The 18,722-nt window shown below is 35.2% G+C and carries 17 protein-coding genes and 1 pseudogene; 3 read left to right on the top strand and 15 right to left on the bottom strand.

Translation table 11 applies throughout. The features are described 5' to 3' along the window. Positions 1-50: 50 nt before the first annotated feature. Complete coding sequence (locus J2S10_RS01055; RefSeq protein WP_307403783.1) at positions 51-2,786, bottom strand: AlwI family type II restriction endonuclease; 2,736 nt, start codon at positions 2,784-2,786, stop codon at positions 51-53. 174 nt (positions 2,787-2,960) lie between these two features. After that, the gene (locus tag J2S10_RS01050) at positions 2,961-4,148 is read right to left on the bottom strand and encodes a DNA cytosine methyltransferase (RefSeq protein WP_307403781.1); all 1,188 of its coding nucleotides are present in this window, start codon (positions 4,146-4,148) and stop codon (positions 2,961-2,963) included. Between the two features lie 166 nt (positions 4,149-4,314). Here J2S10_RS01050 and J2S10_RS01045 point away from each other — a divergent pair, with 166 nt between their 5' ends. Further along, positions 4,315-5,301, top strand: coding sequence for a restriction endonuclease PLD domain-containing protein (locus J2S10_RS01045; protein ID WP_307403779.1), 987 nt, complete (start codon positions 4,315-4,317; stop codon positions 5,299-5,301). Between the two features lie 117 nt (positions 5,302-5,418). On the opposite strand, the gene J2S10_RS01040 is transcribed toward J2S10_RS01045, so the two are convergent. From J2S10_RS01040 to J2S10_RS01030, 3 genes are all read right to left on the bottom strand, one after another. Continuing rightward, positions 5,419-7,248 carry a hypothetical protein gene (locus J2S10_RS01040; RefSeq protein WP_307403777.1) on the bottom strand — a complete coding sequence of 610 codons (1,830 nt, stop codon included), beginning with the start codon at positions 7,246-7,248 and terminating at the stop codon, positions 5,419-5,421. A 77-nt stretch (positions 7,249-7,325) separates the two neighbouring features. Next, positions 7,326-7,862 carry a tyrosine-type recombinase/integrase gene (locus J2S10_RS01035; RefSeq protein ID WP_307403774.1) on the bottom strand — a complete coding sequence of 179 codons (537 nt, stop codon included), beginning with the start codon at positions 7,860-7,862 and terminating at the stop codon, positions 7,326-7,328. Positions 7,863-8,068: 206 nt separating this feature from the next. Further along, positions 8,069-8,446 (bottom strand): hypothetical protein, encoded by a 378-nt coding sequence (locus J2S10_RS01030; RefSeq protein ID WP_307403772.1) that lies wholly within the window; start codon positions 8,444-8,446, stop codon positions 8,069-8,071. A gap of 215 nt (positions 8,447-8,661) precedes the next feature. Here J2S10_RS01030 and J2S10_RS01025 point away from each other — a divergent pair, with 215 nt between their 5' ends. After that, complete coding sequence (locus tag J2S10_RS01025; RefSeq protein WP_307403770.1) at positions 8,662-8,832, top strand: hypothetical protein; 171 nt, start codon at positions 8,662-8,664, stop codon at positions 8,830-8,832. Positions 8,833-8,880: 48 nt separating this feature from the next. On the opposite strand, the gene J2S10_RS01020 is transcribed toward J2S10_RS01025, so the two are convergent. The 6 genes from J2S10_RS01020 to J2S10_RS00995 form a co-directional block, all read right to left on the bottom strand. After that, complete coding sequence (locus tag J2S10_RS01020) at positions 8,881-9,327, bottom strand: MerR family transcriptional regulator (RefSeq protein ID WP_307403768.1); 447 nt, start codon at positions 9,325-9,327, stop codon at positions 8,881-8,883. A 301-nt stretch (positions 9,328-9,628) separates the two neighbouring features. Continuing rightward, entirely contained in the window at positions 9,629-10,942 is a 1,314-nt protein-coding gene (locus J2S10_RS01015; protein WP_307403766.1) for a tyrosine-type recombinase/integrase, read from the bottom strand. 1,096 nt (positions 10,943-12,038) lie between these two features. Next, the gene (locus J2S10_RS01010) at positions 12,039-13,811 is read right to left on the bottom strand and encodes a DUF4209 domain-containing protein (protein WP_307403764.1); all 1,773 of its coding nucleotides are present in this window, start codon (positions 13,809-13,811) and stop codon (positions 12,039-12,041) included. 172 nt (positions 13,812-13,983) lie between these two features. After that, positions 13,984-14,412: a hypothetical protein gene (locus J2S10_RS01005; RefSeq protein ID WP_307403762.1), complete on the bottom strand. Its 429-nt coding sequence runs from the start codon at positions 14,410-14,412 to the stop codon at positions 13,984-13,986. Between the two features lie 41 nt (positions 14,413-14,453). Further along, complete coding sequence (locus tag J2S10_RS01000; RefSeq protein ID WP_307403760.1) at positions 14,454-15,245, bottom strand: LysM peptidoglycan-binding domain-containing protein; 792 nt, start codon at positions 15,243-15,245, stop codon at positions 14,454-14,456. 218 nt (positions 15,246-15,463) lie between these two features. Then, entirely contained in the window at positions 15,464-15,670 is a 207-nt protein-coding gene (locus J2S10_RS00995) for a hypothetical protein (RefSeq protein WP_307403758.1), read from the bottom strand. 170 nt (positions 15,671-15,840) lie between these two features. On the opposite strand from J2S10_RS00995, the gene J2S10_RS27365 reads away from it, so the two are divergent. Then, positions 15,841-16,161 carry a GIY-YIG nuclease family protein gene (locus tag J2S10_RS27365; protein ID WP_370876149.1) on the top strand — a complete coding sequence of 107 codons (321 nt, stop codon included), beginning with the start codon at positions 15,841-15,843 and terminating at the stop codon, positions 16,159-16,161. 27 nt (positions 16,162-16,188) lie between these two features. Here J2S10_RS27365 and J2S10_RS00990 read toward each other — a convergent pair whose 3' ends face one another. The 4 genes and pseudogenes from J2S10_RS00990 to sdhB all read right to left on the bottom strand — a co-directional run bounded on the left by J2S10_RS00990 (position 16,189) and on the right by sdhB (position 18,701). Continuing rightward, positions 16,189-16,722: a hypothetical protein gene (locus J2S10_RS00990; protein WP_307403756.1), complete on the bottom strand. Its 534-nt coding sequence runs from the start codon at positions 16,720-16,722 to the stop codon at positions 16,189-16,191. Between the two features lie 472 nt (positions 16,723-17,194). Beyond that, positions 17,195-17,350, bottom strand: a complete 156-nt coding sequence (locus J2S10_RS00985; RefSeq protein ID WP_307403754.1) for a helix-turn-helix domain-containing protein — start codon at positions 17,348-17,350, stop codon at positions 17,195-17,197. 246 nt (positions 17,351-17,596) lie between these two features. Continuing rightward, positions 17,597-17,695 (bottom strand): annotated as a pseudogene (locus J2S10_RS00980) (class D sortase); the annotation flags it as partial. 244 nt (positions 17,696-17,939) lie between these two features. Continuing rightward, the gene (gene sdhB / locus J2S10_RS00975) at positions 17,940-18,701 is read right to left on the bottom strand and encodes a succinate dehydrogenase iron-sulfur subunit (RefSeq protein WP_307403753.1); all 762 of its coding nucleotides are present in this window, start codon (positions 18,699-18,701) and stop codon (positions 17,940-17,942) included. Positions 18,702-18,722: the final 21 nt, after the last annotated feature.

Raw genomic sequence — 18,722 nt, 5'->3', positions numbered from 1 at the left:
ATCGATATCTCCCCCATATAAAGCTCATTTTCCTCCTAGATCCTTTGTGATCATTTATGTCTAGAGTTTAATTTTATGGGTTCAACCATTTCTACCAATCTATGTTCCAAATTAGAAGGCTCTGTTTCATAAGATATTTCTGCAAATGATTTTAAAATTGCTTCCACGATAATTCTTGCCCCTTCAACAGGAACAGCCATTCCGATCTGGCGACGCACACTTTCTTTTTTACCCACGAATTCATACCAGTCAGGAAATGTTTGAAGCCTTGCCCTTTCACGGTTCGTCAATGCCCTTGGCTCCTTGTAGTGGTACATGTGCGTTCCACCTCCGCCGCTTCCTGTTACGGTATAGGCAGGCAAATTGGGGTCAAGTCTTCTATATATGTTGGACATTTTTGCTCCCTTTACGTTCAATCGCAATTCTTCAGGAATGTATTCTGCCCATGCATTGTCCCCAGGACGGATGATGGAAAGCATATTTATTACTTTTTCACTTAAAATATTAAATTGATGATTGAATGCATTCTCTGGAATCGGTGGATTTTCAATTGCCTCTTTTGCCGTAGTCCATTTTTCTGGCTGATTTTTAAAAGGAGCTTTTGGCACTTGGAATTTCCATCCCAAATCTTTACGGATTCCCACAATAATGATTCGATGACGCGCTTGTGGCAGACCATATTCTTCAAACTTGTACAGGTGAGGGGTAATGTTGTATCCTGCATCTTCCATCGCCTTAAGAATCTCGATGAATGTCCTCCCCCCATTCGCACGTTCAAGACCGCATACATTTTCAGCAATAAAAAATTTGGGCTGATGGTGTTTTAATACCTTAATTCCGTAGGTATAAAGAGGTTCAAAATTTCCTTCGTCTCCATTTGCTTTTCCTGCATTGCTGAAATCATTACAAGGAAACCCGAATGCAAATGCATCTATCTTATGCAAATAGGTTACATCTAAATCTCGAACATCACTCCATATAACCGATTCGGCTCTATCAGGGCATATGTTTAGACGAAATGATTCACATGAATCTTCATCATAGTCATTTGCCCATTCATGCTCGACCTTCAATTTTTCCCCATCATTGCTAACTGCTTCCGCTAGTTTTGCTCCTAAAGCTAATCCTCCTGCGCCACAGAAGAGTTCACCTATTTTAAATATCCTTTTTACATTTGCTTCTTCCCCAGGCCTTTGACCCCTAAAAGGGTAACGATTAATATCATCTACGGTTATTAAGGAGTTTGAAGAAAAAATCCGAAATAAATCTTGGTGAGAAATTGAATTAATTTGATTTATACGATAGAGCTGAACCATTGCTTCCGCTGTAATTGCTGCACCATTGACACCCGTGTCTATTGCAATTCTCCTTATTTGGTCACCAATATTTGAAATAAATCCGTGAGCAATATATAGAAAAAAGCTTAGATTTGAATGAGAAGCTTGATATGTTGGTATATAGTTCACCGACATTCTATTTCGGTGGTCGTTAGTAATTGAATATTTCCTATATGCTTTTGTGTCAATAATCCCACTGTAATCTTCTGGGGAAATTACCACTCCATCAGGATTAAGTGGAAGGAATCCAGTATGGTTAGAAGTAAAACCAAGCTGATTAAATATTTCAATTGTGGCTATTTCAAACTCCGTATCAAATTCAGTTCCACTTGATGACATGTTCATATAGTTACTTTCAAATAATGTAAAAGTATTTGGTCTAAAATTCTGCAAACCTTCCGCAACTTGTTCAGGAGTATACCCTGTTATCTGGGAAATTTCATCAATAATATCAGATGAAATGGTTGGTATTGGTCTTATTGAAGCAAAATGTAATAATTCACTTTGTACACGTCTTGAACGATATATTTGGTCCGTAATTACTTGACCACCAAAATTACGATTATCTCTGACAGTATTAGGCGAAAGCCCGTAATTCCGCTGGAAATTTTCTATTCCATATAGATTGTTAGAATCAATGGTTCTTAAACGGGTATTATCATTTAACCTTCCCTGGACTTCTTCCGTTTTATGAACAGGGATATATATAGGACTATCTGGTGTATCACGTTCTATTAATTGAGAGTATTCTAAGAAATTAATAAAAACGTTAGCAGTATCGACTAATGCTTCCACCGTTTTTTTTCTTGTACGTATTCCAGTTGTTCTACTAGGATATAATTCACCAAAGTCTAAAGGAATTACATAATCACCATTAGCTCTGTAATCTAAAATGCGATTAACAACATGATTAAGGCAATGACGAGTTTCATTTTCCCCTTCTGTTAAACAAAAAAGGCCAATTTCTTCTTTGGTTAATTCGGGTCTACCATTTTGAGTTCTTAGTCTTGAGTCTTGAAGGAGTTGTAATACAAATCGAAATGGTCTCACTTGAAACCTAGGATGAATGTTTACACCCGCTCGAATTGAATAGGGGGATGGATACTGCAATTTCAATAATTGATTTGCAAGAATAGGCACAGGTGGTTCCCCTGCAAGCAACGCTTCACCAGCAAGTGTAGTTCGTATTACTTTTGAATTTGTTTCCTCATAAATAAGTCCTAAAGCATATAACCACGATTCGTATGTTCTTGCTCCCCCAGCACGTCTGTCACGTCTTTCTCCAGAACGTTTTAAGCCAAACCGCTCCAATTCAGATTCAAAATCTAATTGTCTTACCAAATCGTGATTCCAAGTCTCTCCAAGATTTTGAAGCGTAAATAATGATAAAATATCTACGACTGGGTAAAGCTTTCGTTTATTGCGTGGAACCTGCCAGTTATTTATCACTTCTTTCCCTCCCAACGCTTTTTTCACTATAAACAAATTCGACATTGAAAGGTTTTAGCCTGCACCTATTGTAAATTTCTTCAAAAAAAAAAAAAAAAAAAAAATATGGGGAATTTGCATCAAATTTGACAAAATTAAATCTTTAATCAAAACAAAAAAAGACCACAAGGGTCTCTATTGGATGGGCAACTCTAACTCTGTTTGGTTTTCTGGCGCCTCTTCTTTTTTCTTTTTGGTTGTTCCAGTACGCTTTTTCTTCTTTGCTTTCTTTCCTGTCTCCAGCATCTCAGCCAGCTCATCTTCCCATTTGGAAGGCTCTGTTTTGTACTCGTTGCCTGCAAAAGAATCCAGAATGGCTTGGATGATGATTTTTGCTCCGTCAACAGGAACAGCCATTCCAATCTGACGGCGGACGCTTTCTTTCTTTCCGACAAATTCATACCAGTCTGGGAACGTTTGAAGCCTTGCCCGTTCACGGTTCGTCAATGCTCTTGGCTCAGCGTAGTGGTACATATGAGTTCCGCCTCCACCGCTTCCCGTTACTGTATAGGCAGGCGATTTAAGATCAAGCCTTTTGTAGATGTTGGACATTTTTGCACCCTTGACCTTCAAACGCAATTCTTCAGGAATGTAATCTGCCCATGCATTGTCTCCTGGCCTGATGATGGTAAGCATATCCACAACCTTCTGTGCATGGTTGGTAAATTCATGATTGAGGGCATTCTCTGAAATCGGTGGATTTTCAATTACCGATTTTGCAGAAGTCCATTTTTCTGGCTGATTTTTATAGGGAGCCTTGGGCACCTGGAATTTCCATCCCAAATCTTTCCGAATTCCCACTATTATGATTCGGTGGCGCGCCTGAGGCAATGAATATTCTTCGAATTTATACAAGTGAGGGGTAATGTTATATCCTGCATCCTCCATAGCCTTTAAGATCTGGATGAACGCTTTTCCCTCATTTGCGCTTTCAAGCCCTCCTACATTCTCGGCAATAAAAAATTTCGGCTGATGGTGCTTTAATACCTTAATGCCGTACGTATAAAGGGGCCCATATTCGCCTTCCAGCCCTTTGGTTTCTCCCACAATGCTGTAATCATTGCACGGGAAGCCAAATGCGAAGGCGTCGATTGGGGGCAAGCTCTTAATATCTAATTTACGGACATCTCCGCAAATAACAGATTCGGGTTTATCGGGACATATATTCAGGCGAAAGGTATCGCATGTTTCTTCATGATAGTCATTTGCCCATTCATGTTCAACGCGAAACACTTCTCCGTCTTCATTTACTGCTTCTGCAAGTTTTGCTCCTAAAGACAAGCCTCCAGGGCCGCAGAACAGTTCACCTTTTTTAAATATCATATTGGGACAACTCCATTTTCTTTGCTGCATGTCCCTATTATACAGGAATGTGTCGAAAAATGACACGATAAGTGTGTCATCAAACAGACACAATTGTGGTTGGTGACGTGATTTCCATTTTTTGATATTGTTAATTTAACAATTTAAAAAACAGGAGGAAAGTATTATGTATCACGTTGCCGACTTGGAACATATCGCTTTTGATGCACCATATGAACAAGGGTATAGAACACTTAGCATCCTTTCAGGATACGCTTCATCCGCTTTTTTAACGCACATTCTGACAAAGTTTCCCGATTTAGAAATTGAACTTGTCATAGGAATGGCTAAAAAAGACGGCATCAGACGATGGGACCATGAACAGTACAAGCGAATCATGAATGACAATCCGAACATTACTATCAGCTATCATAAAATACTTCCAGGAGTACATACTAAAATCTACCATTGGTCAAATGGCAGACTGTTAAATGATTCCACTACGTTTATCGGCTCCGCCAATTTCTCATGGAACGGATTTAGGGATCAAAATGAATTATTGGCGCCTTGCTATTTTGATAATGTTGATGATGTCTTTAATGTAACCGATGCGATTTTATGCACAGACGCTGATGTGGAAGACCATATTAGTTTCCATCATGTTACCGTACAAAGAAGACCTCGAACGAATGAAATCGTTCAATTAAGGCTGGAAGGTGAAGATACAGAAACTCCTGATCTTCAAAACTTGGGTTATGTTGACCTGCCACTTCTGATTAGAAATGATACCGCCATACAAGAAAAAGCAGGGTTGAACTGGGGACAGCGTCCTGGACGTGAGCAAAATCAGGCATACATAAAAGTTCCTACGCCATTCAACAACGTGCACCCTGACTTCTTCCCTCCATTGGAGCAGTCATTTACCATGCTGACAGATGACGGGCAACAGCTTATCTGCAAAATGGCTCAAGCAAACCGTAAAGCCATTCATACCACTGAAAACAACAGTATCATGGGAAAATATTTCAGAAATCGTCTTGGTGTTCCTTTAGGCGAGAGAGTGGATGTACAAGATGTCCTCAACTATGGCAGGACAAGTGTGAGAGTCTATAAAATGGACTCAGAAACGTATTTTATGGATTTTGGTGTTAGCTCCGTTGCGGATGCCAGGTAATAATTTAAGGCGAATGATTAATAGAAGGAGTCATTCGCTACTTTTTATATTTTATTACATTTCACCTTACCTTTAATACCTATAATAAATAATATAGGGGGACGAAAATGAACACCCCTAAATGTAGAGTTCTTTTCTAACCGCAATAACAGTGTTTCTACTGCATTTCCCTAAGATTTCAGTCACTTGTTTGGTGATCTGTACATTAGATAACGATGGGTTTTCCTTGATTATTTTTACAATCAATTCTCGTTTTTCATTATGACCAACCGCACCGTTTTCTTTTCTTTTTTCTTTATGACGTTCCGCGTCACGTCTTTTGGTTTCTTCATCATCAATAAGAATCCACATTTGTTTTTGTTCTTCTTTTGTGATGTTCAAAAAATTTACGAGCGTATCATTTCGGTAATTATAGCCTTTTGTCCAGTTTACTTTCCATTTCTTAAATGCACTTTCAGCAGAAGAAGTATAAGAAATAATATCCTGAAGCGAATAATCACCTTCTATTTCCATTGAATAATACAATTTTTCCGTTTCATTGATGGCTTTTACGCTTTTTCCGTCTGTAATGCAAAGAGTCCAATACCGAATCAAGAAACAGCAAAATTCACGGTATCCGTTCATTTTTCCGTGACGCAAATCAATTAATTTTATCAGATCACGTCTGTATTTTTCATGAATAATGTTTCCTACATAATTACTTGTATAGTTTTCATCCTTTTTTTCTTTTCTTTCTCCTTTTAAATATTGAGATAATCCTCCTTTTAGCACTTCAAACTTTTGTTCCTGCTTTTTCAAATATTTTTCTCTGTTTTTTCTTCTTCGTTCTTTTTCTCTTTCCACTTCGCCAGGATAGAATGTATTGATTAATTCATCAAACAGATAGCGGTCATCTGTAAAACTATGTCCCCATACTTTTTTCCCTGTTTTGCTGTGTACTGAGCCAACAATACGAAGTAGCCTTACTTTATCCGTTACGGTTTGTTTATCCGCACCAAATGGTTCTAATATTGAGTGTATTTTCTTTTGCATCAATTCCCACTCAAAGGAACGGTATGCAGCTATCGGGCTGATTTTCCAAACCAGATGAAGACCCCTGGGAAAAATGACCTCAGTTGGATGAGGAAATCCTTGCTTGTCCAATTCTTTATAAATCAGTTTTAGCATTTCTTTTTGTGTTTTATCTTTGTATTTGTCTATTTTGTAGTAATCAAGTTCTGCGAAAAGGAGGCAATATTCAGTTACACGTTCAGCTAATCTACGGAAATCCTTTTTAGATGGAATCTGATAGGTCATGCTGGTATTTAAATAACTATCATGTAAATCGCTAAAGTCTTTTGATATGTATTTTTTTGCTCTTGAAAGTGTGTAAAAACGATGGCTCATGGATTTTCTTTTCACCAAAGGAATTTTTACTTCTTCAATTCTGCCATATGTTAAGGCAAAGAATTTTTGTTCTTCTGTGCCTTCTTCTACCCATTGTTTATACGTTATAAATGGTTCGTCTGTCATTTCTTCCATTTCTGCATCATAGCAAAGAGAATTCCTTTCTTTTGGCATTTTTCTCAAATCAAAATGAAGAGCAAAGGTACTTATATATTTGAATTCGATGTCTTTTTTCTTTTTAAGTTTTTCATATTCTTCATCTGAAACAGGAATATAATAATCTATCAAACTTGCTGCGATTATTCTTCTTGTCCGTTCATCTGACACCAAATTTAACCAATTAAAATATAATTCTACTTGTGTACTCGGAGAACTAAAACGCTTAGGCTTAATCCGCCATTTTATTTCTGAAATACTTTTACCGACATTATTTAAATGTGTTCTATTTCCAAAAGGGGTTCTTTTATCCTCCTGAACTATATTTTTCATTTCTTTTTGTGTTCGAAAGAAGGAAATTCCCCACTCACTAGAAAATAATAATGCTTCTGAAACCTTTGACATAAAACTCCCCTTCCTAATTAAGAATTTTTCAGAAAAAGACCACCTCCTAAAAAAATACATTTTTTTATTTTTATCTCTTATCTCCAACTCATTCCAGCTAGCTGCTGGTTAACCTCTTCATCATGAATCATTAGATAAGCCATTGTTTCTTTGGTATCACGATGTCCTAAAAAATGCATGGTTTTAACAATATCAAATTGAGAAATATAAAAAAACCAACCCGCAGTTTTCTTGGTTGAATGAATTGAGTAACGGGATTTATCAAGTCCCACCATTTCACATGCCCATTTCATCATTTTATGCGCCCATTGTCTTTTGAAAGGGAAAATAAGATCGGTATCCCTCATGTCTTTAGTGTATTGATGCAAGTCTTTTAGAATAGGTGGATTGAGTTTAATAATTTTAAAGCCCTTTGTTTTGCTTATATGGACCCTGACTGTCCCTTCAATAAAATCAATATCCTTCTTTGGAATACTTAATGCATCAGATACCCTAAGCGCAGTAGATAGTAAAAACTCAAAAAATAATGCATCTCTGAATCCATTTCGTCGCATACGTAAAGCTTCTAAAATTTCCTTAACAATTTCTTTGTCTTTTATTGGCTCACAAACCATTGTTTATCCCTCCGCATTTAGAAACATTTTTTCAATTTTTGTTGCTTTTTTTATATTACGGAACTAATTTAATAATCCTTTAGGAAAAATAAACTTTTTCCTGGCTACTTAATCGCCTTTTTGTATCTTTATTGAAAACAAGTTACCTCCCTTGGGTCGGTAACTTTGATAATTTAAAAATATTCTGTAAGCTATAAAACATTTAATTAATATCTTGAACGAATTTTTATTGCTTGGAGCAAGACATCAATAAATTCCCTTGAAACAACGGTTCCAAAAACATCATCAAGTTTTACTTCGTAACCGTTATATAAGGAAAGGGCAAATTCACACATCCTAGTCGTGGCTCCAGTTAATCCTGGGGATACAAACTTCCATTTTTCTCTTTCTTCGTCCCATTTCATTAACTCGTATAATGGACTGCAAGTCGTATCAATTTCTTTATTATTTATTAAATAAAAAACAGATGGAACTGCCGCTACATAAATAGTTGCCTCATATTGCCTGTCTTCACCGCGTGATAACATATAAAGCCTTAATAAAATTTCAAAATTTTTTTTGTGCTCTTCATTTAAAAAGTACATTAGCAATTCCTCCAAATTCTTAATCGCATGTAGGATACCATAGAATTTTTAAATCCAAAGACCTTTTAAAAAAAGTAAAAGAATTATGTTCAATTAATATAAATAAATTTCTAAAATATTCTTTTAAAATTTGTTATAGTACCTCATTACTTCTGTAAATGATTGAAAACATCATGATTTGTACAATGCTAATACTGAAAAAGGAGGGACGTTCAATGATTGATTTAAATCGTAAAGAAGAAATAATTAAAATAAAATTATCGGTATTGAAAATCTTAAATATGGTTTTAGAGGACGATTTATACAAGAGAGAAATGTTGGTGGATGACTTAACAAATCTTGTCGCAACACTGGATAATATGGACGACAGGATTCATCTTTGGTAGGGAGATCTAAGCAGAAAAATGCTGGTTACATAATATGGTACCAGCATTTTATAACTTATATTTTCGTTTTATCCAATTTAAGAATGACATAAGCCTATTTTTCCGTACGTAATTCAAGAATTCATGATGTATCCTTTCGGATTGTTCCAACCGTTGCAACAAGGTTCTGTTAAATAGTTCATGTTGCTCTAATTTAGCTAAAATTATGTTTAATTGCTCCTCAATTTTGTTTGTATTTACTGATTGCATAAACTCTTCTTTTTCACCTTTGAGACATCTACCTACCTGCTTCCAGCTCCAACTTTCGACTTGAAGCTTCTGCCTGATCTGCATTAACAATTCGATATTTACTTTTGTATATCGACGATGCCCTTTTTCCGTTTTTTCGGTATGAATATTAAACTCTTCAACCCACTTTCTTAGCAGATCGGGAGTGATGTCTAAATGTTCGGCTACCTCCTTTGGTGTATATAGCCGTTCCTGATTTATATCCAAAATTTCCACCTCCTTACTTAAAATCAGTAATTATAAAATCTTTTTTTCTAAGTATTTAGTCACAAATGGAAACTACTTTTCCGTTTTCTTTATTGAGTTTTATATCCTTCAAATCAATAATCACATTATTGATTAAAATACAGCGTTTTTTAAATACGTTCAAAGTTTTATCACATTTCTTTCTCTATTTAATAAACCACTGTTCGAAAATCGTTCATTCAGCCTGTTCCAACAACGAATTCGAAGCGGATTTTCATCCTGAGGATTAATCCGCCTTAAAAAAGACGCTAAAGCGTCTTTTTTAATCCTGAGGGTAATCTTCTTCATAATATTTTCGGACTTCCTTGAAATCTGTGTAGAATTGAGTGATGACATCATTGCGGAAATGACCAAGGTCCAAACTGGTCGCAAATATCGCATATTCAACCAATGTAATATCCCGCGGATGTTCTCGGTCTTTGTTGATCCGTTCATAAAGCGTATCTAATTTTTCTTTTAAACGTGGTTCTCCTGAAAATGCTTTTTCTTCTTCGATTAATTGGGCGAAATATTTATCTACTTGATGCTTCGAGGTGAATTGTTTGATGTATTGGTGAGTACGTTCGAGTGCGAAGGATTTTCGGAAGGAGTGCATACTGAATTTTTGTTCGATTTCTACTTCTTTTTTTTCACCGTTTTCATCTTTTATCGTGATCATTTTTGTTGTTGTTAAATGTTTGCCAGCATCAGTGACTATCCTACTGATTTCTTTCCTTGTTTCTTTTACAGACATGAATGTGCCATCTTTTCTTTTAGCCACAAACAGACGGCCTTCTTCTGTTCCTTTTTCCTCTTTCAGTGCAACAAGATATGCGGCTGTATCTTCATCCACTTTAACGCTTCTACTCAAGCCGCCCTTATCTTTATGGAAATAAACACTGTTCGTTTTTTTATCAATCGTGATGTCTTCTGCTTTCAAATTTAAAACCGAAGTATGGCGGCCACCTGTTAATTGAGCGATTTTTGCGACATGATACGCCATTTCTCTGGTAGGTACTTTATATCCATCTTGCGCGATGTTTTGTAGAACCTGCACACTTTGGTCAGGTGTTGCTCGCAATGTTTTCGAAGCTTTGCTATAACGAATCACGTTTTTTTCATTTTTTTCTTTTCTCATTTTATTGGTATCCACGAGAGTTCTATGTTTTTTTTGCAAAGACGAAATGTTTTCGACCGCATGGTTGTAAAATTTTAAAGCGGAAAGAAGAGAATTCACATTATAAGCTTCACTTGTGTTGCCTTTATGGAAATTATCGAATCGATCACGAATCAACTCTTCAATTTTCTCTGGCTGCCATTTTCGGTAATCGGAAACGCCGTATTTTTCTTTGTAATCTCTGCCGAGTGATTCCATCATCCCAACGTAAGATTCAATCGTTTTAAAATTCACCCGTTTTTCTTCTTTTTCGCCTGTTTTTCGATTGACTCTCTGCCCTGGAGAAACTCCCTTTTTTTGAGCCAATTTAAATACATTCCAAATCTGTTTCAATGAATGTTCCATCTTATTTGAATCTGTTTTTTTATTTTCAATTTTCATTTTTTCTGGTTTGTTTTTTTTATTTTTATTTTTGTCCAAATAAAACACCTCCCTTTTTTAGGACAAGGAAAAAACCAACCCCATTCTTGCTATTTTTGTAAACTCGATGCCCTGCTCGTCCAGTTAATCAGTGCTTCGATACATCTCAGCCCTGATATAACTGACTCCGCTGTCATTTTCGTTAACAAAAATTACGCAAACGGGTCCCCTGACCAGCGTTTCACACTGGTTAAGTCGCATTTTGAATTTGGCATATCCGCCAAATTAAAATCTGCCACTTAACCGTGTGAATGATTCCGCTGAATTTTTATTATTTTCAGTTGTGATTAATCTTTCATTGCAACTTCCCATGATTGCAATATGCCTATTTTAGAAGCAGCACCTACTTCCCTTTGTAAGTTTTACGGAAACTCTAACTATCCTACTTACATATGTTCCGCATGTTCTTGATGTACGTTTTTCACGCAGCATCTAAGATACAAGGTTTATTTGACGTATCGGAATTTTTTAAAAAAGTTTCCAGCCCGTCATGGTTACTAGAACCTGGCGTTTTCTTTTTTGTTTCTTTGGGAAATTTTTAACCGTTTATTTTTAAAACCAAATCATTTACATACAATTCAACAATTGTTGAAAAATCAGCTCTCCTGCTGAATTAGACTTTCGTCCATAATGCTTATCCATCATAATGTCATAGCTTATTGCATTCGAATTTTTGTAGAAACGCAAATGGGAACACCAAATGTGTTCTTTTTTTCGAAGTTGCAATAAGGATGTTCAGTCTTCAAAGGACTTACTTTGTGTTGTACACATTTAAATAATAACCAGTATTTCCCAAATGACAACCTTTTTTTTGACTCCACTTGTGTTTATCGACTATATCGGGAAAATTTGACTTTCAAAACCTGCCCAAATTTCAATTTTTATTTTGCCGTCGGTATAATAACACCCTGGAAAATGATAAATCCACAGATAAATGGAAAAGAATTCGTTAAAGGAAAACCTGAATGAATCTCTCGTCCTTTGCATTTTATCTATCAAAAAACTGTACGTTTTGAACGTACAGTCACGTGTATTTTTTATTTAGCTCATCATTTCCGATTTGGTCCAAATGAGCAATAACCAGGACGGTTCTTCATTAAGCATCTACTTCTAATTTGAAGTTGGTCATTAGCAAATAAAAATGAAGAATAAGCATATTATTCGTTTTATTACACTCCGCTGGATGAATTAATCCATGTGCAATTTTGTTTCTAAAATTGCACCCTGTTTGCTCTACCATTAACATTACCAAATATTTATGTACTTCTTTTGGCATGGATTCTTTAATATCCTTACGTTCCAAGAATTCATTAAAGGTTTGTTCTTGTTGTACAGTTCCCTTCTTGATTACTGTTGTAGCATAACCAATACTACCAAAAAAGTTTCTAACCAGTGCTTCCAGTTGTGGTACTAAGATATGCATTGAACTTATGTAGTCCCTTTCGAAGAACTTTTCAATTCCAATCTTAATAAACACCCCACTTTGTTCGTCAATGTACCCCCAAAATTTTAATAAATTTATAATATGAGTAGCACTTAGTCCTTTATCAACTAATCTTTCGAAAAGTGGTACCATAATTACATTCGCTATGATTTCCATTGCCATCATATAATACTGATTGAAATTTATTTTAAATGTGTCTTGATCATCAACTGTTTGAAAAATTTTCTTACCATCGGAAACCACTGACCCCCCAAAAAAATTTCTAAGCGAAAATGATTCCTTCATTTGTTTTTTGGTATTTTCTTCTATTTGACTTACGTTAGGAATAAAGCTAATTTCTCTTGCAAAATGTAATAAAGCTTCGTCTAAAGGCACATTTAAATACGGTTGTATTTCTCTGTCTATCTCCTCTTGTGAAATTTTCACTGATGAAGACATTAATTTAAATTCACCTTGAGACACTGCGTTTTCATACGAAGCCTTAATCTGTATTTTTAGTGGGTCAAATTTTTCACTAATTCCGTAATTCATATAGTGCTGCAATGCTTTTTCCAAAAACGAAGCTTTTACGATTTCACTTTTTTCTTCCCTACCTTGTTGGTGTTCCGCTTCTTCTTCATAAGAGGCCCCAATTTCTTTTATATACTTCATCGTAATTTTTTCATTCATTTTATTCACTTTTGCCCATTCAATTAATTCTCCACAGACTGAACGGTGTAAATGATGCTCTTTATTTTCCCAATAATAACTACGAGCCTGTTCCAATTTTTCTAAAACGAGCTGTCTTTTATCATTGTCTAGGGAGGACTTTAATGGACTAAGTAGGATATTATGGAAAATTTCGGCTAGCTCTAAAACCCATCTTAAATTGCTTCCCTCAAAATTTAACAGAAGTTCAAATAAGAAATTGTTACATTCATCAATCATTACCTTATTCTTTAGTTGTAATGATACAAAAACTGCACGGGCAGAATCTTCCAAACAATTAATTGGGTTCTCATGATTAAAATGTAATCTAGCTGTTTTTAACATAAAACTAACTAAATAGGTACCAATTTGATACTTATTTATAGAGCAGATGCCTTGTCCATATTCATATAAGAAATCTGCATATCTACATTTTAAAAAAATGTTTAAACTCTCTTTTAATCTACCCTCAAAGTATAAAATTTCTTCCTGTGAAACGGAACATTGTTCAATAATTCTTTTATCAAATCGAGAAATATAATTTGTATAAATCATTGGGGTATAGACATTTATATTTAATAGTTTAATTTCAGTTTCTGCCATCTTTTTTACTTTAGGCTCTTTATATTCTTCGGATAAATGAATAACTTCTTGAAACATGCTTCCAGCCTCAAAGATATATTCAAAGTAATCTGTATCCTCGATTTGTTTTAATTTTTCCTCAATTCTTTGATTCATCTCTTTATTCCCCTTCATTAAATTTGCTTCTATTGGTATTAATAATACCTTGAACACCGCATTAAATCAGCCTTATTATAATATTTGGTTAGCTGTTTCACCCTATGTTTTGGCAACTATAAATTGGTAATCTAGTAAAAATAAGCACTTCCTTTGGAAGTGCTTATTTTTACTAGATATTTTTATCCGCCCATTCACTAAGCTTACGTTTGGATTCTTCGGTCAGATACTTTAATTGTACTTTGCCTTTTATAAAACAATATTCGATGTTATCTACATCCTCTTTGAGGTAAGGAATTTTAGCATCCCTTAATTTCCATCCAATATCTACCTCTTTGTTGAATTTTATCCCCTCTATACTATGAAGAATTTCATAATTATCTTGAAGAAGCTCTTCACCATCAAAAAGTAATTCAAAGGGTTCATCTTGATTCCACCCCTTAATTACATGGAAATACTTAGTCAATAATTCTGTTTTAGGGTTAAGTTCAAAGGATATATGGCCCCTATCATGTTCCCTTTGAAGAAATTCTGGATCTAAACAATCACTCTTAATTATGCTTGGTAAGGCTGTATTTCTAGTTACATGCCTAAGAATCAATGTATTCTCCTCTTTTCCTAATACATTAGATTATCTTCTTCCTATTTTTTGTTAATTTTTAATTTTTGACCTGGCATAATAATATCACCAAGTTTTAAATTATTATCCTGTAAAAGAGTGTTTAGATCAATATTTTGTTCTATTGCAATTGAACTTAAAGTATCTCCTTCTCTCACAGTATAAGTTTTAATATCGTTTTTATTTACCACTTCTTTACTACTAACCTTAAATTTAATAGTATTAGTTTTTTCACTTGTATTACACTCATATTCCATATTAAAATTATCACTAAGTTTTTTGCCTTTTATAAAAACTTCAGTTGGTACAGAACACTGTACCATTGGTGCATTTTGTTTGTAATGGTCTTTCCATAACTCATATCCGAAAGTAGCGCCTGCAAGGATTGCTTGAATAATTGTAGCGGTTAGCATTATTGCATCCTTTTTCCCTCTTAACCATACTATCAAAGAACCTTTTTCTATTTTCGTTAACTCAAGTGGAAAGTCGGAGGGATTAAACCCTAAAGCCCTTGTTGCTTTATGGTATATATAATTTACGGCATTAAGTAATTCTAAAACCTCAACTAGTTTAATAACTTCAGAATCGAGATAAAGTTCTAACGTGTCAATTTTTTTGTTATTCATTGGAGCAATCATTTTAATAAAAGAATCTGGTTTATTCAGTGCCTCATAATTGTTTTCATTTACTAATATGAAAAAATCAAACTCTTTTTTTATCGAATCAATAAAGTTTTCTATATTTATTAAGAATTCTTTTTCATTTTCCGAAAACTTATTCCCATTTCTTTTAATCCCATCATCCTTTGGACCCATAAATAATGTTACCTCTTTCTTTTTAGTTTATAAATTATAAAAATTGCTTTATATTAATAATAAAGTTTGCTAAGTTAGTTTTCCACAAAAAAGGTAAAATTATCCTTCTTTATTTATGTTTATATCGATGTAGATCTAGATTTTTTCATTGAAGTATATATTTTGGTACACAATACTAAAAAAGTAGCCATAAAGGCTACTTTAAAATCCAATTTTTTCTAATTGAACTGTTTTCCATATTCTATAATAAATTCACAGAAAGCTGTATAATACGCATCATCTTTATCATCTTCGTTTTCAGGAACCTTCCCAAGGTCTTTCCACTTCTGAAATATCTCTTCAAATTCTTTATCTTCATCTCCCCCAAAAAACTCCTCTTCCTCTATAAACATTTCCTCATCATTTTCAAATACTTTACTTTTCATGTTTTTTACTCCCTTGATATTTATTTTCACTGGTAGTCTATCATCAAAAATCGGCTGTCCAAATAGTAAATTTAAAAATTAACATTTTTTTTAGAAATTAATTTACAAAATTAGGTATATTTTCTTAATTGATGGGAAGTATACCGACAGGAGGATGATACAAGCATTTGATGATTTCAGATAAACCTGGCATTTATATGATTTGCGACCGTGATGAACGAAAGTATTATGTTGGTGCAAGTTCAAGTTCATGCTATTTGAGGGTCTTGAATCACATTCATCATTTGAAGAATCACAAACACATCTCAGAAGGGTTACAGAAGGCATTTAACAAAGGGAACGAATTGGAGTTCGTACAGCTTGTGGAGACGCCAAACTGGGAAAAGACTGAAATACTGGAGCTGGAGAGACGACTGATTTTTGCCCTGAAGAGTTATGAATACTCCTTTAACACCAAGAATGTACCTCCCGAAATTCTACTAAGGTCATAAACACAAAATGGTAAAGGGAAATTCCCTTTACCATTTTTTTAATGATGGATATTTTGTTGTTTTCATTTCTTTTATATAATGTTTTGCTTCCTCTAGGGTATTAAAAAACGTACTATCTCTACCTTTGGGAACTATTTGGTAACTGTCTCCTATACCTATCATCTGTCCAAGATTTTCAGCTTTTCCGATACTTACATAATAATGTGACCCATTTGGTCCATTACCTTCAGAAATATTATAAAAGATCTCTTTCTGAATTTGTTCCTTGTATTCTTTTTCCGCCTTCGCATTCTTTTCATCTATTTCATATTGGATTTTTTCTTTCATGTCTTTTTGTTCTTCTTTTGTTCCAAGAAGCAGTTTATATAAACTAACTTGTTCCTCTTTATCACTTAATTCAAATAGGATACCTCTATAATCAACATCTATTTCTTTAGCACAAGCCAATTCCACAAATCTCTTTTTTTCCTCTTTTGATCCTTTGGCTGTTGCATGAAGGGTTACTATTCCTGCTCCGTTCTCTATCCATTTTATATACCGAGCAAATGAACGTTCTTCCATTGGTGTTCCTCCTTTAGTCTGCTAGACATCCTTATTTCGACAGGAACATCAAAAAATCCTCTATGGAAAAGAGGACTTGTTATATAAACTGTATTTATTTATACTCCCAAACAGGTTAGAGGAGTCTGTTTATCGTAGAGCCCTCTCTTAGCCACAATTTCCCCCTGTGGTCTAAATGAATGCTTTGACTGTTGGTCTCATCTTCCAGATACGGATACATCATGGTGCATCTCCTACCCAAATAAATCTTTTTTCTTTCTCGCTGAATATCCAGAGCATCCCAAGTTCATCAGTGAATGAATCGTAAAGGGATAATAATTCTTGGTCTAATGGTTGCTGCTTCTTAATGATTATTCACCTCTTACTTCACAATATGACTGAGGGATTTTTCTATGCGCACAAAACAAATAAAAAGTTACAGAAAAAAAGCGCACCCCTTGACTTGAGTGCGTTTTACAGTTATGCATTCAAACTACATTACATTTGAAATATGATTTCGAACCGTTTTTTCGCTTATAAATAATTCACCAGCGATTTCCTTAGTTGTTTTGTCTTGTACTAACAGTTCGAATACTTCTCTTTCACGTTTGGTGAGTAACGGCTTGTGAGTATAATCATTCTCCTTCAAGTATTGTGACCCTCCTTGCCTTCGCCAGTTATGAACCGTGGGGTGGGTATATATTTAGTCACCATATCATATGTGAACAATACATATGAAGTGACTATATTTGCTTCAAGGATAATGAATTTGTAAAAAAATGTTCATTTTTTAAATTAAATTTTTTTATGGTCCTTATTTACTTAGTCCATATTGGCAAACAAAAAATAAAAAAGTCCCTACGAGTGGAATAGGAACTTTAAAGGCAGTCAAATATTATTTAGGCTTAGTATATATAATATACCGTTTTGGAGCGTTTCCTACATAATGAAAAGGGTAACAGGTAGTTAAAATTAACTCTTCTTGCGTGTGTTGTCACTTAAATTCGCACTCACGAAGAAAAAACCTTCTTTTCCACTATCGAAAAGAAGGCTTTTTTGAAACAAAGAATAATATTTGAACTTCGATAAATGTCTAGCTCCATCGCCCAGCGACTAGTGGACTTCCCTCTCCTCCTCGATACGTCAACATCAAATCGCAAAAAACACGATTCGTGTCTCCTTTATCTTATACGGAGCGGTCCAGCCCTATCGTGCGCTAAACGGGCAATTCCGCTTTTCTATGCATGATCACTTCCGAAGAAGTTTCTAAATGCCTGGATGGTCGTATCACGGTTTAATGCGGCAATCGAGGTCGTCAATGGAATACCTTTTGGACACGATTGTACACAGTTTTGTGAGTTCCCGCAATCGGTAAGTCCACCGTCTTCCATAATTGCAGCTAAACGTTCAGCCTTATTCATTGCACCAGTTGGATGTGCATTGAAAAGACGAACTTGGGAAAGCGGCTGGGCACCAATAAAGTTTGATTTACTATTGACATTTGGGCAAGCCTCAAGGCAAACACCACAAGTCATACATTTAGAAAGCTCATAAGCCCATTGACGTTTTGTTTCGGGCATACGCGGACCGGGTCCTAAGTCATACGTTCCATCGATTGGAATCCATGCTTTTACTTTCTTTAAGGCATCAAACATTCTGCTGCGGTCCACTTGAAGATCACGGACAACCGGGAATGTACTCATTGGTGCTAATCGGATCGGCTGTTCAAGCTGATCGACAAGCGCCGAACAAGATTGGCGCGGTTTGCCATTGATAATCATTGAGCAAGCACCGCAAACCTCTTCCAGACAGTTCATATCCCATGTGATTGGAGTTGAAGCTTGTCCTTTTGCATTTACAGGGTTTCTGCGAACTTCCATTAAAGCCGAAATAACGTTCATACCCGGGCGATATGGAACTTCAAATTCCTCCTCATAAGGGGCAGAATTTTCGTTATCCTGACGTTGAATAATAAATTTAACTGTTTTATTTTCAGCCATTTTTTCCTACTCCCCTTTCTT

It is taken from the genome of Neobacillus ginsengisoli, from assembly GCF_030813055.1.
This window is presented reverse-complemented; position numbering and strand designations above follow the sequence as displayed.

Excerpts from the sequence above, each read along its gene's own strand:
- J2S10_RS01050 (WP_307403781.1), bottom strand. The coding sequence starts at position 4,148 with ATGATATTTAAAAAAGGTGAACTGTTCTGCGGCCCTGGAGGCTTGTCT.
- J2S10_RS01045 (WP_307403779.1), top strand. The coding sequence starts at position 4,315 with ATGTATCACGTTGCCGACTTGGAACATATCGCTTTTGATGCACCATAT.
- J2S10_RS01040 (WP_307403777.1), bottom strand. The coding sequence starts at position 7,248 with ATGTCAAAGGTTTCAGAAGCATTATTATTTTCTAGTGAGTGGGGAATT.
- J2S10_RS01035 (WP_307403774.1), bottom strand. The coding sequence starts at position 7,862 with ATGGTTTGTGAGCCAATAAAAGACAAAGAAATTGTTAAGGAAATTTTA.
- J2S10_RS01030 (WP_307403772.1), bottom strand. The coding sequence starts at position 8,446 with ATGTACTTTTTAAATGAAGAGCACAAAAAAAATTTTGAAATTTTATTA.
- J2S10_RS01025 (WP_307403770.1), top strand. The coding sequence starts at position 8,662 with ATGATTGATTTAAATCGTAAAGAAGAAATAATTAAAATAAAATTATCG.
- J2S10_RS01010 (WP_307403764.1), bottom strand. The coding sequence starts at position 13,811 with ATGAATCAAAGAATTGAGGAAAAATTAAAACAAATCGAGGATACAGAT.
- J2S10_RS01000 (WP_307403760.1), bottom strand. The coding sequence starts at position 15,245 with ATGGGTCCAAAGGATGATGGGATTAAAAGAAATGGGAATAAGTTTTCG.
- J2S10_RS00995 (WP_307403758.1), bottom strand. The coding sequence starts at position 15,670 with ATGAAAAGTAAAGTATTTGAAAATGATGAGGAAATGTTTATAGAGGAA.
- J2S10_RS27365 (WP_370876149.1), top strand. The coding sequence starts at position 15,841 with ATGATTTCAGATAAACCTGGCATTTATATGATTTGCGACCGTGATGAA.
- J2S10_RS00990 (WP_307403756.1), bottom strand. The coding sequence starts at position 16,722 with ATGGAAGAACGTTCATTTGCTCGGTATATAAAATGGATAGAGAACGGA.
- sdhB (WP_307403753.1), bottom strand. The coding sequence starts at position 18,701 with ATGGCTGAAAATAAAACAGTTAAATTTATTATTCAACGTCAGGATAAC.